The 15,268-nt window shown below is 44.0% G+C and carries 17 protein-coding genes; 16 read left to right on the forward strand and 1 reads right to left on the reverse strand.

Features of this window, described 5'->3' with window-relative positions:
• Window positions 1-10: 10 nt before the first annotated feature.
• Complete coding sequence (gcvT, locus tag LEP1GSC047_RS19410) at window positions 11-1,126, reverse strand: glycine cleavage system aminomethyltransferase GcvT (RefSeq protein ID WP_010415803.1); 1,116 nt, start codon at window positions 1,124-1,126, stop codon at window positions 11-13.
• Between the two features lie 669 nt (window positions 1,127-1,795).
• On the opposite strand from gcvT, the gene LEP1GSC047_RS19415 reads away from it, so the two are divergent.
• The 16 genes from LEP1GSC047_RS19415 to LEP1GSC047_RS19495 all read left to right on the forward strand — a co-directional run bounded on the left by LEP1GSC047_RS19415 (window position 1,796) and on the right by LEP1GSC047_RS19495 (window position 15,216).
• Window positions 1,796-2,362 carry a phage neck terminator protein gene (locus LEP1GSC047_RS19415; RefSeq protein WP_039935825.1) on the forward strand — a complete coding sequence of 189 codons (567 nt, stop codon included), beginning with the start codon at window positions 1,796-1,798 and terminating at the stop codon, window positions 2,360-2,362.
• Window positions 2,363-2,365: 3 nt separating this feature from the next.
• Entirely contained in the window at window positions 2,366-3,394 is a 1,029-nt protein-coding gene (locus LEP1GSC047_RS19420; RefSeq protein WP_010415800.1) for a DUF3383 family protein, read from the forward strand.
• A gap of 11 nt (window positions 3,395-3,405) precedes the next feature.
• A complete protein-coding gene (locus tag LEP1GSC047_RS19425) occupies window positions 3,406-3,828 on the forward strand; it encodes a phage structural protein (protein WP_010415797.1) in 423 nt (140 codons plus the stop codon).
• A gap of 14 nt (window positions 3,829-3,842) precedes the next feature.
• Entirely contained in the window at window positions 3,843-4,253 is a 411-nt protein-coding gene (locus LEP1GSC047_RS19430; protein ID WP_010415795.1) for a hypothetical protein, read from the forward strand.
• Between the two features lie 164 nt (window positions 4,254-4,417).
• Window positions 4,418-6,130 (forward strand): hypothetical protein, encoded by a 1,713-nt coding sequence (locus tag LEP1GSC047_RS19440; protein WP_010415791.1) that lies wholly within the window; start codon window positions 4,418-4,420, stop codon window positions 6,128-6,130.
• Window positions 6,131-6,703: a phage baseplate protein gene (locus LEP1GSC047_RS19445; RefSeq protein ID WP_010415790.1), complete on the forward strand. Its 573-nt coding sequence runs from the start codon at window positions 6,131-6,133 to the stop codon at window positions 6,701-6,703. It abuts the gene before it with no gap.
• Between the two features lie 6 nt (window positions 6,704-6,709).
• On the forward strand, window positions 6,710-7,051 hold the full coding sequence (locus LEP1GSC047_RS19450; protein ID WP_010415788.1) for a phage baseplate plug family protein: 342 nt from the start codon (window positions 6,710-6,712) through the stop codon (window positions 7,049-7,051).
• The gene (locus LEP1GSC047_RS19455) at window positions 7,048-7,842 is read left to right on the forward strand and encodes a phage protein (RefSeq protein ID WP_010415786.1); all 795 of its coding nucleotides are present in this window, start codon (window positions 7,048-7,050) and stop codon (window positions 7,840-7,842) included. The genes LEP1GSC047_RS19450 and LEP1GSC047_RS19455 overlap by 4 nt, the downstream gene beginning before the upstream one ends.
• The gene (locus LEP1GSC047_RS19460) at window positions 7,839-8,465 is read left to right on the forward strand and encodes a Gp138 family membrane-puncturing spike protein (protein ID WP_010415785.1); all 627 of its coding nucleotides are present in this window, start codon (window positions 7,839-7,841) and stop codon (window positions 8,463-8,465) included. The genes LEP1GSC047_RS19455 and LEP1GSC047_RS19460 overlap by 4 nt, the downstream gene beginning before the upstream one ends.
• The gene (locus LEP1GSC047_RS19465) at window positions 8,462-8,821 is read left to right on the forward strand and encodes a contractile injection system sheath initiator (RefSeq protein ID WP_010415783.1); all 360 of its coding nucleotides are present in this window, start codon (window positions 8,462-8,464) and stop codon (window positions 8,819-8,821) included. Before LEP1GSC047_RS19460 ends, LEP1GSC047_RS19465 begins: the two co-directional genes overlap by 4 nt.
• A complete protein-coding gene (locus LEP1GSC047_RS19470) occupies window positions 8,818-10,017 on the forward strand; it encodes a baseplate J/gp47 family protein (protein ID WP_010415780.1) in 1,200 nt (399 codons plus the stop codon). Before LEP1GSC047_RS19465 ends, LEP1GSC047_RS19470 begins: the two co-directional genes overlap by 4 nt.
• Window positions 10,014-10,964 (forward strand): hypothetical protein, encoded by a 951-nt coding sequence (locus LEP1GSC047_RS19475; RefSeq protein ID WP_010415779.1) that lies wholly within the window; start codon window positions 10,014-10,016, stop codon window positions 10,962-10,964. Before LEP1GSC047_RS19470 ends, LEP1GSC047_RS19475 begins: the two co-directional genes overlap by 4 nt.
• Complete coding sequence (locus LEP1GSC047_RS19480) at window positions 10,964-11,869, forward strand: hypothetical protein (RefSeq protein ID WP_010415777.1); 906 nt, start codon at window positions 10,964-10,966, stop codon at window positions 11,867-11,869. The genes LEP1GSC047_RS19475 and LEP1GSC047_RS19480 overlap by 1 nt, the downstream gene beginning before the upstream one ends.
• A 178-nt stretch (window positions 11,870-12,047) precedes the next feature.
• A complete protein-coding gene (locus LEP1GSC047_RS19485; RefSeq protein ID WP_010415776.1) occupies window positions 12,048-12,926 on the forward strand; it encodes a hypothetical protein in 879 nt (292 codons plus the stop codon).
• A 1,006-nt stretch (window positions 12,927-13,932) separates the two neighbouring features.
• On the forward strand, window positions 13,933-14,295 hold the full coding sequence (locus LEP1GSC047_RS21945) for a Trm112 family protein (protein WP_010415774.1): 363 nt from the start codon (window positions 13,933-13,935) through the stop codon (window positions 14,293-14,295).
• An 81-nt stretch (window positions 14,296-14,376) separates the two neighbouring features.
• Window positions 14,377-15,216: a class I SAM-dependent methyltransferase gene (locus LEP1GSC047_RS19495; RefSeq protein WP_010415773.1), complete on the forward strand. Its 840-nt coding sequence runs from the start codon at window positions 14,377-14,379 to the stop codon at window positions 15,214-15,216.
• Window positions 15,217-15,268: the final 52 nt, after the last annotated feature.

The raw sequence follows: 15,268 nt of genomic DNA on the forward strand, positions 1-15,268 counted from the left end.
TTTCCTTTAATTAATTTTTTCTTATGCTTCCCGGGACGAAAGGTTGCGTGTAAACGATTGCCTCTTTTGCCTGGCCGCGAATTTCAATGCGGATTTTTTGGCCGTGTTTAATCTTATTCGAATCGATCCAGGCGAGTCCCAGTCCTTTTTTTAAGGATGGGGAAAAAGTTCCCGAAGTCGTGATTCCGATTTCGGTCCCGTTTTCATCCAGGACTTTCATATTTTCCCTAGGAACTCCCGCTTCCTGCAATTCGAAAGCGGTGACTTTCCGATCGGTGCCGTTCTTCTTTTCGCCGGTGATGCGATCGTACTGGGGAAATTTTACTTCCTTTTCCTTGACGATCCAGCCGATTCCGGATTGAACCGGCGTCCGAGTTTCGTTTAATTCATGGCCATACAATGGGTATTTAGCTTCGATGCGAAGGGTATCCCTGGCTCCCAAGCCCGCTGGAAGCAATCCTTGCGGTTTGCCGTATTCGATTAAATCTTTCCAAAGGCGGATACCGGTCGGGATAGAGCTATAGATTTCGAATCCATCCTCACCGGTGTAACCTGTACGGGAAAGAATCAGTTCTTCTCCTTGAAACGGAAATAAAATAAATTTATAATACCCGATGCCGGACAGGTCGGCGTTTAAGTAGGAAGAAAGAATCGAATCCGCTTTCGGGCCTTGGATTGCGATTTGATGCCATCTTGCGCTTTGATTATCGATCGTAATTCCGGATTTGGGAAGTTTTGAAAGCATAAACTCATAGACCGCATCGACATTCGACGCGTTGGCACATATCATATATTTATGATCGTTGAACTTATAAAGAGTTATATCGTCCACTAATCCGCCTTGTTCGTTTACGATCGCATTGTACTGGACATGGCCGTCTTGCATCTGAGCGACGGCATTACAGGTAAGCGATTCCAAATACCGAAGGATTTCGGAGGGAGCTCCCTCGATAAAGATTTCCCCCATATGCGAAACGTCAAAAAGGCCGGCAGCTTCTCGAGTGGCAATGTGCTCCGCGATAATTCCCGAATATTGGACAGGCATATCCCAGCCTCCGAAGGGAATCATTTTTGCGCCTAGGGCTCGGTGCTCTTCATGCAAGGGGGTTTTTTTCCATTGGGACATAAGCGTATGAAACCATCATTTCACCCCGGTCTGTTCGGGAAAAACTAAATTTGGAGGATATTTTCTGTCTCATGGCATAAGTTTTCGATTTTTAAATCGGACTTCTATTTGCGAATCGGCGCTGACGAAATTTGGGCGGATGGATTCGGGCGTAAGTAACGGAAATTCGAGAAGCGAGTATATTTATTTTTTTTAATATGATAGTGGATGCGTTATTCTACATCGATTCGCGAAAGGAAAAAACTTTCCGAGAGCCTAGGATCGAGGGCTCAATGGAGATCCTTTCGAAACTAGAAGAAGTATTTTTATTTTGAACTCCAGCCTTTCTGCAACGAGTTCTACTTTGACAAAATCACCCGAGCGAAGATTACAGGATTTTATTTTTTATGAAATATTCTCGGTTAATTCGCTCAAAAAATGGGCTATTGCGTTTTTTGCACTGTTAAACGATATAAAAAGAAGATAGATATGAAAAATTTTTCTTGATGTCTTTAAAATGAATTAAATAGTCTGTAGTTTCTTTGAACCACATCGTCGCCGTATATACGCCGTATTTTTGGCTATCATGAGGCTATTGTGGGATATTTTATGTGCGACACCGCCTTTCTTTGAGAAAGGCGGCTGTAAATGATTCGGTGTTCGGTGTTCGGTGTTCAAGGTTCGGTAATTTTGATTCCTTTAACGGTTTTACGTACGATTTTTAATAAGATTCAAGTAAGCACATCGGTAACGCTTGCCCAATTTGATCAAGCGGGACTTAAGTTTCCGTACGGAACGTATCGAGTCACGTCGAGTATCTATGAATCTAGCTATCAAAATGTCGAGACTCGCGCGGCAAAAGTCGGCGATCCTACTAAAGTAATTACCACAAAATTCGAACGTTACCGAGACACCATTTCTCTTAATTTTTTTTCCAATAGCAGCGTGGATATCGCCTGGCAGTCCGCGGGAAAAGTTATCAGCTGGTTTTCCGTTGATGACAACCGCGATTTTTGCAGGACGCAGGGGATTGTTCCTAGACTGACGAATCCCGTCATACAAGACTTTAGTTTCATTCAGAGTCAAAATCAGGGTCAACAAGGTCAGGGCCAGGGTGCGGTTTGGACATACCAAGTCGGGTTCGATCTTCGTTTCGATTATGTAAATCAATCCACAAGCGAAGTAGAAGGAATTTCTAAAATTCAAATTCAAGAACAATTCGGAAATCATAATCAAACAACAACGATAGGGGTATAGAAAATGGCATTTATCAATGATATCGTGATCGATATCACGAGAGGCACGCAAGGGTTAACTCAAAAATCTTTTCGGCCTCTGATTTTAAGAGCGGCCGATACGACCGCGACCACGTTAAAGAAAGTTATTATCTCGGAAATAACCGATTTGACCGCTGCCGGTTTTACTTCGTCGGACGACGTTTATAAAATGGCGGCCGCGATGCTCGCACAATCCCCTAGTCCGGTCGATATCATGGTTGTAGTTTCGCACGATCCCATTGCGACTACCTTGGATGCTCTTCGTGATCTCGACGATAATTTCTACGCGATCTGTATAACGTCCAGAGCTAAGGCCGATTTAAATGCGGCGGGAACCTGGGCGAACGCGAATAAGAAATTCTTCTTCGGCTGTTCTTCGGATCTCACCGCTCTGAGTTCCAGAAATGTCGATCGTGAGTCGTATTTGATCCACGATAATCATCCCGAAGACTATCCTGAATGCGCTTGGGTCGGACAGAATATTCCCAAACAGCCGGGATCCACCACTTTTAAGTGGAAGAGATTGAACGGTCAGAACCCTTCGACCTTTTCAAAGACCGATCTAACCACGATTCGTACCAGCAAAGGACAGGCTCTTCAAGCACTGTCCGGGGCCATTTACGTAAACGAAGGTGTCGCCACGTCCGGGGAGTTCATAGACGTTATCGTTGGCCAAGATTGGGTCGAGGATCAACTGCACACCGGGTTGCTTTCCCTGTTTTTGAACAACGATAAAGTTTCTTTGGACGATAGCGGAATTGCACAAGTGGAAGGTGTCGTACGAGACGTTCTAAAAAGAGCCGGAGACGCGGGAATTATCGCTAAAGCGGTATCTCCCGATGATCTAAAACTTTCCGACGACAAAGTTTATATGAACCAGGTCTTCGTTCCTACTCGGGCTCAGCTTTCGGTGAATGATAGAGCCAATCGGCTACTTTCCGGTATTAAGTTCGTTTATTATTTAGCGGGCGCGATTCATAAAGTCAACGTGAACGGGCTCATCACTGTTTAAGGAGATAGAATATGGCAGATAAATTCTTAGGTACATATGATCCAAGCCAGGTAACGCTTTCGATTTCAGGAAGATTGGTTTCCGGATTTTTTGATGGAACTTTTATCTCGATAAAACGAGCCGATAGCGAAAATTATAAAACGCATGTGGGAGCGAAGGGCGAAGTTTCTAGGACGAAGAATAATAATACTTCCGGATCGATTACCTTTACGTTAAAAGGGACTTCTCCGGACAACGCGTTCTTGGATTTAATCAAATACCAACCGGCTGCATTCCCGGTCCTTGTTAAAAACAACTCGGATGGAAAATTCATGGCGGTTGCCAGCCAAGCTTGGATCAATACCGACCCGGACAAAGAGTTCGGTTTGGAAGAAACCGGCGTGGAATGGGTCCTAATGTGTGCGGATTTAAACAAGTCTCACCTACCTAGTTAATTTAAGGAAATAGAATGTCTACATATCAGGAACGAGTTTTAGTCAACGGAAACGAGTATATTCTTCAACATCCCGGAACCAAGGAATGGATCAAACTTAAGTCCAAAATGTTTCGTATCACGGACGGTAATATGGATCTTTCCGTGGTTTTGGAATATTGTTTCGATTACGTAGTATTTCCTGATAAGGGAGCTCCGAAATTATCCATCGATGGTCCGCTCGATCCCGAGGGTCGTCCGATTATGCTCCAGCAGAAAGAATTAAAACAATGGATTCGAGAATTGGAGGAGGTTTGGGAGATCATCCTGCCTCGATTTCTTAGAGGGGAGTTGGAGCCCGGATTTTCCTGGCCAGAACCTAGACCGGAAAACGGTACAGCGGCTAATGCAAATCAATCGGCTCGAGGAGTTTCGTCTAAAGCGTGAACTCGACGAGGAAATCGCGATCTGGAGACCTGTTGTGAACGGAATTCTCACTTATACCGAAGCATGTGAAATGCCTCCTCGCGATTTGGCAAAAGCGAATCTTCTTGTGGACCGAATGATGAAGGAGCAGCAGCAGGCTGCGAATAAAAGGTAATAGTGCTGCGATGTCAGATCTGTCCATCAGTGTAGAATTCAAGTTCAAAAATAGCGGGTTGAAAAACCTGGTTACATTGAACAATGAACTTTCGAGAACGGTCGGAATTCTTGGCGATCTAACTAAGTCACAACAAGCTTATAGTGCCTCCTTCGCTAACGCCGGAAAGGATGCAAAAAAGGGAGCAGGCTCGATAATCGAGACTGCGTCGAAAGGTTTCGACGGTTTGATTAAGGCGGCTAAAGGACCACTGGAAGCTTTCGATGCGATTCGAGAGCAAGAGATGGCTGCAAAGAATTTAGCAAAGGACGCTTTTCCTGCCCTACAACAAGCAATAAAGAACACAATAAAGTCGTCTCGAGGTTTATCGAACCAAGTGGACTTGTACAAAGAAGTTAATAAAGCCGTATCGGAATACGGCGTATCGATTCAATATATAAATAATTCTCTTCCCGGATTCCAAAAGCTTTCTGTAATAACGGGGAAATCCTTGGCCGAACTTTACCGTGATGCAAATAATGCGATTAAAAGTGGATCGACCAGTTTTCTAAACAATGCAGTATTCGCAGAATCCCTAAAGAATTTGCAGAAACAAAAGAAAAGTTTTTCGGATCTTTCCAAGGCGGAGAGGGAAAATCTCATAATGGGTGTTCTGCAAAATGAGGTGACCAGAGAGTATAATACTGAGGTGGACAAAGGATATGGAATTAATAAGCGCTTTAATAATAGTATCGACACATTAAAATCTACTATGGGAGGATTCCTCGGCAGTGAATTACTACCTTTGGCTGAGAAATTCCTATATCTTATCGGTTTGCTGACCGAAACGGAAAACGGTCTCGGTTTATTGAAAATAGCCGCGAAGGCCGTTCCATTCTTGATTCTGTTTGCTGGCGTGGTTAAAGTAATCAGTGCGTTTCAGTCGTTGAAAGAGATGATTTCTTCCATTTTTTCGCCGGGGAAGGGAACCTTTAATAAATACTTTGAAAATATCTATAAAAAAATATTGCCGAAGATGAGGGATTGGATTCGCCTTTTGGGCAGGTCTTTTGCCACTTTCGGTAGAATTCTCAGCTCAGGATTTGCACGAGCGATTCAAGTGTTAGGAAGTGCATTGGGGGGTTTTGGTAGAGTTATCGGAACGTTGATATCGAGCGGATTAAGATTATTGGTTCCCATATTAATTTCTGGCGCTTCGGCGGCTTGGGCTTTCCTGGCTCCTATATTATTATTAGTAGGAAAGTTTATATTAATTGCAGCAGCGGTTGCCGCGGTGATTTACGGACTCGATCAATTATACGGACTATTAACAGGCGGCAAAAGTTTTATTAAGGATTTTGTAGATTGGATCGGCAGTCTTAATCTCCCGCAAAAATTTCAATCCGGACTCAGTAGCATGGGTAATTTCTTTTCCTCGAATAATCCGGCACCTTCCAGCAATAGTCCCGCTCCGGCAACACCGTCAGGAACCGGAGCGGTTAGCGGTATAAATTCCAGTCTATTCGGAGGACTCGGATCAAGTATTTTTTCTCTCGGCGCTCCTGGTGGTGGAAACGGTGGCGGCTCCGGTTCGGTGGTCGTCCAAAACGTGGTGGGGACCTTAACCATAAATGTTAGCGGACCTGGTGAAGCGGGTCGGGAAATAAAGGATGCCGTCATGAGGGCGCTAGACGAACTCTCCCAGGACGTACTCCCGGCGAAATTAGGAATGGTGATCCCGTAAATGCTTTCTTCCGCTCGTTCAATTTATCAAAGCGCCTTAACTTCCGGAAAAACTTTCCTGAGTTCGGCAAGCAACGGGCAAGATCAGGTTATTTTCGATTCCACAATTACTGTCTCGAAAGAGGTTTCAGGAAAGGGAACAAATCATGCGATCGAAAAAGGGGCGGACGTCACCGATCATATCAATTACGAGCCGCTGACTATGCACCTCACTGCGATCATCTCGGATTCAAACTACTTCCCGTTTTTCCACCTTCGCGGGACGGTCGAGGATAGACTGGCGATGTTAGAAACGTGGATGATGTCCAAAGAAATTTTGAATTATTCCGTCTATGATTATGGAACGATAAAAAATGTTTTTATCGAATCCTATAAAGAAGATTCGACCATAGATACCGGAGATGGCCGGCAAATTGAACTCACGCTCAAACAAATAATCATCGTAGATTCCAAATCGCAGGATATCCCTTTGCGAAACGGTGTTACCAAAAAAGGACCTTCCCCTCCGTCGAGTACCTCAACCACAGGAAATGCGGGCGCAAGTAAACCGGTGTGTTCATCAGTGGGAGGATAGGAATCGTTGGATTTACAATATCTCCCGCTTACTGTCGACGAGGTTCCCGTCGAAAAGGACTTCCTGATCGGCGAAACCTATTCCTTTCGGTTTCTTTATAACGATAGGACCGATTTTTATACCTGTACGATTTTGGATCTGGACGGGAATATTCTCTTTATAACGAAAATTTTATATGCTACTCCGTTGATCGACTCTGTAGTAGAAGGCTTAAACGTAAACCGGAAGATACTGCCCTTGAACCCTCAAGAAATCGAGCAGGCTAGCATTTTACAGGGGCAGGTTGTAAATCGAGCGTCTCTAGGCTCGACGATTTTGCTCTTGTTGGGAAATATTATTCCGTCATGACGGCGCTGTACAATAGAGTGGCGACGGTAAATATCGGAGGAAGAGAATTTTCTTATCCTCCATTTTCCATCGAATTTGTGCAGGAATTCAAATTCAAAAATCCTCAATCAACCACTCTTAAACTATACAATCCTGCACCGGATACGATCGGGGTCTTCGAGGCTAAAAAGAAAGGTCAAGGAAAAGTATATCCGAACGTGACAGTTTCGGCCGGCTACAAAGAGGATTCCGGGACCGTCGTTTTGGGAGAGGCTTTCGCCTATACCGTAGTTCAGGAAGGCTTAGACAGAATTTTAGAAGTGAAAATCTCGGATAAGGCCACAAAATGGAGCACTGCAATTTTAAATAAAAGTTATAAGAATGTAAGCGCCGAATTTATCGTCAGGGATATCTGCAAAACTTTGAGCATTACCCCGGGAGAAATTAATTTAGGCATCGGAAAATTTTATGAGTCCATCGTTCTCGGTCGTTTCAAGGATTCGATCCAAAAATTGACGAGGGAAACCAATTCGGAATTCTTCTTTAAAAACGGACTTTTAACGATAGTTCCATCGAATCCGAAAGTTAAAACTATCGTTAGCCTGGATTCGGATTCGGGACTATTAGAGCGACCACAGAAGACTTCGGACGGCTACAAGATAAAAACATTATTTTTATATAATTTAAACTTAAGCGATGTGGTCCAAATTAATTCCAAGGAAGTGAATGTTAGAGCGAGCATCACGAAAGTGAATCGGACTTTTTCTACGTTCGGTGACGCTTATTGTGAATTCGAGGTCGTACCTGTATGAGTTTTGCCGAACTTTTGGAAACGTACGTGGATATGAGAGAACGTGGGATCCAGGTGGGAATGGTTTGTAAGATCGAATCCTTTAATGCTTCCACTATGAGAGCCGATATTCTTCCTCTCATAAAAGAGCAGAATATTTTGGACGAGGTTTCGGATTATCCGGTGATTCCGGACATACCCGTTCAATTCGTCCAGATCGGTGCCGGTTGTTATATCAAACCGTTTTACCAACAAGGCGATCTGGTTTGGGTCGGTTTTTCCACCTTTGATATTAGAAAAAGTTTAAACGCGCAGAAAGAGACCGTAACCTTGGAATCTAAAACCTTCGGTTTGGAAAACGCCTGCGTATTAGCGAGAATCGCGGAGCGGTCTTGGACAGAACCCCAAAATTTAATCAAATTTGAAAACGGAAAATTGACTTTGAAGGTAGGCTCGACGGAAGTTGCCATTGGTTCTTCCGGGGTCGAAGTGACCGGAGATTTCAAGGCCTCGGGCAATGTGGAAGGCGGGCATGTGATCGAAAACGGTCTTTCGATCGGACAAATCAAATCCGGATTCAATGCTCACGTTCATGCTTTTGTCGCAGCGACATCTCCGACCGCTGCACCCGGAACACCATTATGAAAACATTAAAAGTAGAAAATAATGATTTAGTTTATAAAAACGGCCGGCTGGTTCAGCTGGAAGGGATCGATGCACTAGAGCAGATTTTGGGCAACCGTTTGAAACTCTTTTTAGGGGAATGGTTTCTTGCTCCAGCCGAGGGAGTGGATTGGATCGGTTTAGTCGATCAGGGTCCTTTTTTACAGCCCGGATTTATCAATGCCGTAAAGACTGCCCTGCTTAAGGAACCTTCCGTTACTTCGATTACGAAATTAGATGCAAGCTTTGATCGAGCGGCTCGTCAAGTTACGATCACCTTCCAAGTCCAATCGAGTCTAGGTATACTCAGTAGTACGGTTTCCGGAGGTACTTTATGACGTTCGGAGTTACCGTACAAGGTTTTAATAGAAAATTATATTCCGATATTCTACAATCCTTGGAGGATCGAGCCCGTCTGCCGGAAAATTTCGGTCCCGACATCGATCTATCTCCCTACGGAGAGCTGGGAATGATTCTGCAGAACGTCGCGAAGGAAATCGATACCGTCTGGCAGGGTTTGGAAGATACATACTATTCGAAATATATAAATTTGGCCGACGGAGTCCAACTGGATAGGATTGTTGCTCAAGGCGGTATTTCTCGCTTACCTGCCAGAAAATCGGTCGTTCAGGTTACCGTCGTCGGCACTATCGGTGCGACGGTTCCTCCAGGATTTTTGGTTCAGACTCCCCAAGGCATTCAGTTCGAGGTGGTTACTCCTGCGGTTTTGACCAGCGCTGCGGGAGTCGAGTTTACGTTTAGAAGCATCGATACCGGATCCCAAACAAACGTCCCGGCTGGGGCGATTACGGATATCGTTACTCCTGCCGCCGGAATCAATTCCGTTTCGAATTCGCAACCTTCTTTGGGAGGAGGACCGGTAGAAACCGATGCCGAATTGAGGCAGCGATATAAGGACCGGGAATCGTCGGGCGGTTCCTCCTTGCCGGCGATTCGTGAAACCTTACTTCGTGTTCCGAACGTTACGACCGTTTTCGTTTACGAGAATGCGACGAGCGTTGTCGTAAACGGTCGACCTCCTCATTCTATCGAAATCGTGGTTTCCGGCACCGCAGCGGATTCCGATTTGGGAACGGCGATATTCAATTCTAAACCCGCCGGAATCGAAACATTCGGTACTCATTCCTTTACGGTAGCCGACGCAAACGGACAGACACACGTAATGAACTGGTCTGTTCCTACCGCGAAGGTGGTCAACGTCATCGTAAACATTACGAAAAATACAAATTGGACCGACTCCAGTATTCCCGTCGTTAAAACGAGAGTCGTGCAAGCTATCGGCGGTGCGGATACGATCGGAACGCAGGTCACCGAATATCACGGATTGGATGTAGGTCAAAGCGTGGTTGCTTGGGAGATCATTGCGAATCTGGATAAAATTCCTGGGATAGACGATGTCACGGTTTGGACTGCGTTTGCACCGGCGGTTCCGTCGTCTTCCGCCAAGCTTGTGGTGGGAGCAACCGAATTCGCTCAAACGTTTACGGCTAACATTACGGTGAATGTAGCATGACGGCTTTCGATGCCTTACAGAAATTTCCCCAGTCGATCTTAAACCGGGAGCCGGGATCTTTTTTAGGAAGACTCTGGGGTTTGATTTCCGCCGAGCTGGACGAAATAGAACTGCAGCTACAGGCTTTAAAGGATTTAGAATACATTTATTATGCGTCCGGGGTTAATTTGGACGCTCTCGGCCAGTTATTGAACGAAACAAGAGTCCCGGGACAAAACGACGATACGTACAGGCTATTTATTTTAATAGCGATTAGTAAGAGACTCGCGAAAGGAACACTGCCCGAAATCATCGAAATCGGTAAGACGATCGCCGGATTGGAGAACGGAACGGTATTTATTCCGCAGGAACTCTATAGCGATCTCGACCCGTTGCATCTGGATGCACTCTCTTTATTGGATGGATTAGAACCTTTGGACCCGAGCTCGAAAAGCCCCGCTTCCTTCGAGCTGGACGTGGAAGGGGATGTGGATCATCTCAAAGTTCCCACATTGCTCGCAAAAGCCGTGGATTCGATCCGTCCTGCGGGAGTATATGCAAAAACCAGAATACGATTTTTATTTTTGGAAAGAGTCGGGAGAGCCTACACGAAGCGAAGCGGCTTTTTGGACGGAACGGGCCTATTTGACGGGTTGACCTTGCGAAATACCCAGGCAAATTATGCTATCGACCAAGGCGCTATCGGTGACGGAGGAATCGCTCCTCCCGGGCCTTCGGATACAGGGCTGACTCATGAGCTTTCCCGTAAGCCGATCCATATCCAACTGCTTTCCGACGGAACTCGGGAATATACGGTCTCGCTATCGTATTCCGAATTGAACGGCGATAACTTGAACGAGTTGGCCTTTTTTTCGGGAGGACGATTGGTGTTCAAAGATTTCTTCGATTCAAAGCCGAAAGATATTACATTAGTATATGATTTTAAACTGAAGGAGACCGCGATATAATGGGTATTCCAAATCCGAATAAATCTAGAACCTGGGATAAGAACACTCCGAATGATGGCGTTTTATTGGATGTGGAGTTCAATAGTCTCTATGCGAATGATAACGCATTACAATCTCAGAGAGATGCGGACATTGCGAATTTGCAAGCCCAGATCAATGCATTGACCGCCGCTATCGGTCAATCGAATGTCCCGTTAGGCGCGATTATCGAATATGATTTTCCGGATATTCCCTCCGGATTTCAGATCGCCAATGGGCAAGCCGTTTCCAGGACCACGTATTCTACTCTCTGGGCGAAAGTTCATAGATCCGTTTCGGGGATGGATACCGCGGCAAATCGGATTCAATCCGCTTCACACGGTTTGACTGCGGGGCAGTTGATTAAATTTTCTTTTACCGGCGGGGGAGTCACCGCGAATACTTCGTACTATGTGATCAATCCTACATCGAACGATTTTCAAATTTCTTTGACATCCGGAGGGACTGCAATCGTTCTCATCGCAAATCAAACGGGAGACTTGATTACTCATATCCAGTACGGTTTCGGTGACGGTTCGTCCACATTTGCGCTTCCGGATCGGAGAGGGGTTTTTGCTCGAGGCGCCGGGTTGCATGCCACAAGAGCGAAGGCAGCCGGAGGGAATTATAACGGCGGAGCTATCGGCTTCGAAGGGCAAGATGCTATGCAGGGACATTTTCATGCTCAGGATAATGGGGTTGGAGCTACGGGAGGCTCTTTGCCTCTGGGAATTTATTCGGGCTATTATAATTATCCGGCATATCCTGGTACAGTTTTGAAGAACGTAACTAGTCCGGTTACCGACGGAACTAACGGAATTCCTAGAACTGGAAACGAAACGGCGCCGGCTTCCACGGGTGTTCAATATATCGTTAGAGTGCAGTAACGGTTATTAATGATCGTTAAATATCCATAGGTATAATAAAATACATGGTTACTGATATTTTTTAGGATTCGATATGAATTGGATACATTTTTGTAAATTACATTATTATAAACAACTAGTTTGCCTAGAACACATTAACAGTACGTTACGGTACCGTACGTAAGGAGATATTTTTATCATGTCCATCCCCAATCCGAATAAAACGAGAACCTGGGACCGGTCGACTCCGAACGACGGTTTGTTTTTTGATGCGGAATACACGTCTCTTTACGCGAATGATAATTCGTTACAGACGCAGATCGCGAATTTGCAGGCTCAAATCGATTCTTTGAACAATACGATTTCTCAAGTGGCGGTGCCGTTAGGCGGTGTGATCGAGTTCGATTTTCCGAATATTCCGGCAAATTTTTTGGTCGCGAATGGACAAGCAGTATCGAGGACGACGTTCTCCGCTTTGTGGACTTTAATTCATAGAACGATTTCGGGCTTAACGCCTGCAACGGGTAAAGTTCAATCGATGGCGCACGGGTTGATTGCGGGACAATTGGTAAAATTCTCTTTTACCGGCGGGGGAATTACGACGAATACACCGTATTACGTCGTTAATCCCACGGCCAATGACTTTCAAATCTCCTTAACTCCGGGAGGTGCAGTCATCCCATTGACTTCCAATCAAACCGGGGACCTGATCTCTCATATCCAATACGGTTTCGGCGATGGTTCCACCACATTTACGCTACCGGATCGTCGAGGAGTCTTTGCGCGAGGATCAGGACAGCATGCGTCGAGGGCGAAGGCTGCCGGCGGGAATTATGATGGCGGTGCTATCGGGCAGGAAAATCAGGATATGTTTCAGGGGCATAGACATGCTAATGACGGAATTTCAGCAAGTTTAGTTCACCCCGACAATTATTTCGGGACGGGAAGTTCCAGGGTCGGCCAAAATGGAGTATCAATTCTTGACCCTACAATCGACGGAACGAACGGGATTCCTAGGACTGGTGCTGAAACTTCTCCCGTTTCCACCGCAGTACAGTATATTATTAGAGTAATATAATTGCAGTGGTCTTCTGAAACTATTGAAGAGGTCCAACGGCTTTTCAAAGAGTGGAGAATCTTCTACAATTCGTAACGGCAGCATCGTTCACTCGGAGAATTTAGTCCTGAGGAATATTTAAGACGAGGGAATTTTAACCCATTCACCGGTCTTAAAAAGGGGGCATTTCAAGAGCGGCCCCCTTGACGATCAAGTCATTTCAATAGTCGCTTCGACTTCAAAGTCCAGCTCTTTTCCAATAATGAACGAACTTCCTCCTGTTTAGTGCCGAGGAAAGGATCACGTAAAGATGGCGGATGGCCTATCGCAGCATCCCTACCGATTCATAGAGAAAATTACTACCTGACCGCGTCCTTTTGGCGGGACTCTTCATATACTTCTTGCTTTAAATAGGCATAAAAAAATATTTAATCGGATAGAAAGAAGATTCACTTCAAAGTGGAATTATGAAAGAGGATAATCGTTTATTTTTAATGCTTTCATTTTTAGGATGAAAACAACTCTTTCAACTGTAAAAAATTAACTAAACCCTTTGAGTGAAGCAATTTGAGAGCTTATAATCTTTTTCTTGTTAAAATTTTAAGATAGGCTTTTTTAAATAATGAATATAATCCAACAATTAAGAGAAATCAGAAAACTTTTTACCGAAGATAAGAACATTCTCGATTATATTAAAAATCAGACTAAATCAGACTAAATCTGATAACAATTCCACTGAAGCAATTGCGATAAGTTATGATTTTCAAGCAGGTAGCTATATAAAATATATTAATGAAAATCCTGAATACATAGAAAATTATACTACCTCGATCGCGAAAGCGATCAATCAATGCGGGGATTTTAAGTCTATAATTGAAATCGGAGTCGGAGAAGCTACAACACTCGCCAACGTTATCCCTAAACTAAAAAATAAACCGAAGGCGGTCTTTGGATTCGATATCGCATGGTCGAGAATTAAATATGCTCAACAGTTTTGTGCCTCTAAAGGTTTAGAAAATATCTGATTTTGTTAGAGCCGTCCTTTGAATTTGCTTCCGAAGAAGCAAGAGCAAGGATGACTCGATTGGGATATGTTAAAAACTTGAGAAATATTGCAGACGAATTAGGATATAAAGTTATTGAGCATCGTTTATTCGACTATTGTTCTAATCCGCTAAATCCAACAGGTCTCCTTATTATTGAAAAAAATAATATAGGACCTGAGATACCTGATCCTTTTGCATGTCCAGTTACTAAAGCCCCACTGCAATTTATCAGAGGTAGTTATTATTGCAAGGAAAGTCTTCTGGTTTATCCTTCTATAGACAATATTCCCTGTCTTTTAAGCACGAATGCTGTAATTGCTACGCATTATTTAGATTTCGAATAGGATAGTCTCCTAAAAATTTCGCACGATTAAATTATTTTAAAAATCATTGCTGATTTGAACTTGCCTTCAAAAGTATCATAAATGTTGGAAAAAGCAGATATTTTCAAGTTTCTCTCGGATAGCAAAGACGGAGTATACTCCTCGGATCTACCCAAAAGTATCCAACTAGAGGAAATCAAATTAAGAAGCGAAGTCGCGGCGCAGGAGTATACGGACTATCTTTTTGCGATTTCAACAAGTCACTCTATTCCCGTAATGGATCTTGAGGTAGCAAAATTTTTACGAAAGATTCCCAAAAACGGGATCATCTTAGATATCGGTGGGGCCTGGGGATGGCATTGGCGAAACATTAAAAACGTAAGACCGGATGTCTCCATAGTAATCATAGATTTTATCCGGGAAAATCTGGTGCATGCAAAAAAGATGGTGGGCCCGTTAATCGGCGACCAAGTCTTTCTTGTTCATGGTGACGCTACTTCCCTGCCTTTTCCCGACCAAGTATTTGATGCGGTTTGGACGGTGCAAACATTCCAACATATTCCCGATTTTAAACGGGCGTGTGAGGAAGCGTACCGCATTTTAAAAGTCGGCGGAATTTTCGTGAACTATTCCCTACTTAAAACCCCGTTGATCCGTTTTATTTTTAGCCTATTTGGAAAAAAATATCATATCGAAGGCGAAATGCCGAATAAATTCTACCTTGCTCGGGCCAATAAGAATCAAAAGAATATTCTTTCACAAGTTTTTAAAAGTAAAGTTACTGTGAAATATTCCGAATGTTTCTTCCATCCTGAATTAAGAACAACCTTTACCGGTAGAAAGGGGAGTCTTTTCGGAAAATTGGATTATCTTATTTCTAAAATACCCGTATTGAATGCGGTTTTTGCTCGCCAAGCGAGTTTTTCTGCTACAAAAAAATAGATTTGTCTATTTGCATGATTCGGATTCATAAAATTGAATAGTGAACTTTAAT

It is taken from the genome of Leptospira inadai serovar Lyme str. 10 (assembly GCF_000243675.2).
Classification (GTDB): Bacteria; Spirochaetota; Leptospiria; order Leptospirales; family Leptospiraceae; genus Leptospira_B; species Leptospira_B inadai.

Excerpts from the sequence above, each read along its gene's own strand:
- gcvT (WP_010415803.1), bottom strand. The coding sequence starts at position 1,126 with ATGTCCCAATGGAAAAAAACCCCCTTGCATGAAGAGCACCGAGCCCTA.
- LEP1GSC047_RS19420 (WP_010415800.1), top strand. The coding sequence starts at position 2,366 with ATGGCATTTATCAATGATATCGTGATCGATATCACGAGAGGCACGCAA.
- LEP1GSC047_RS19425 (WP_010415797.1), top strand. The coding sequence starts at position 3,406 with ATGGCAGATAAATTCTTAGGTACATATGATCCAAGCCAGGTAACGCTT.
- LEP1GSC047_RS19430 (WP_010415795.1), top strand. The coding sequence starts at position 3,843 with ATGTCTACATATCAGGAACGAGTTTTAGTCAACGGAAACGAGTATATT.
- LEP1GSC047_RS19440 (WP_010415791.1), top strand. The coding sequence starts at position 4,418 with ATGTCAGATCTGTCCATCAGTGTAGAATTCAAGTTCAAAAATAGCGGG.
- LEP1GSC047_RS19445 (WP_010415790.1), top strand. The coding sequence starts at position 6,131 with ATGCTTTCTTCCGCTCGTTCAATTTATCAAAGCGCCTTAACTTCCGGA.
- LEP1GSC047_RS19455 (WP_010415786.1), top strand. The coding sequence starts at position 7,048 with ATGACGGCGCTGTACAATAGAGTGGCGACGGTAAATATCGGAGGAAGA.
- LEP1GSC047_RS19460 (WP_010415785.1), top strand. The coding sequence starts at position 7,839 with ATGAGTTTTGCCGAACTTTTGGAAACGTACGTGGATATGAGAGAACGT.
- LEP1GSC047_RS19465 (WP_010415783.1), top strand. The coding sequence starts at position 8,462 with ATGAAAACATTAAAAGTAGAAAATAATGATTTAGTTTATAAAAACGGC.
- LEP1GSC047_RS19470 (WP_010415780.1), top strand. The coding sequence starts at position 8,818 with ATGACGTTCGGAGTTACCGTACAAGGTTTTAATAGAAAATTATATTCC.
- LEP1GSC047_RS19475 (WP_010415779.1), top strand. The coding sequence starts at position 10,014 with ATGACGGCTTTCGATGCCTTACAGAAATTTCCCCAGTCGATCTTAAAC.
- LEP1GSC047_RS19480 (WP_010415777.1), top strand. The coding sequence starts at position 10,964 with ATGGGTATTCCAAATCCGAATAAATCTAGAACCTGGGATAAGAACACT.
- LEP1GSC047_RS19485 (WP_010415776.1), top strand. The coding sequence starts at position 12,048 with ATGTCCATCCCCAATCCGAATAAAACGAGAACCTGGGACCGGTCGACT.
- LEP1GSC047_RS19495 (WP_010415773.1), top strand. The coding sequence starts at position 14,377 with ATGTTGGAAAAAGCAGATATTTTCAAGTTTCTCTCGGATAGCAAAGAC.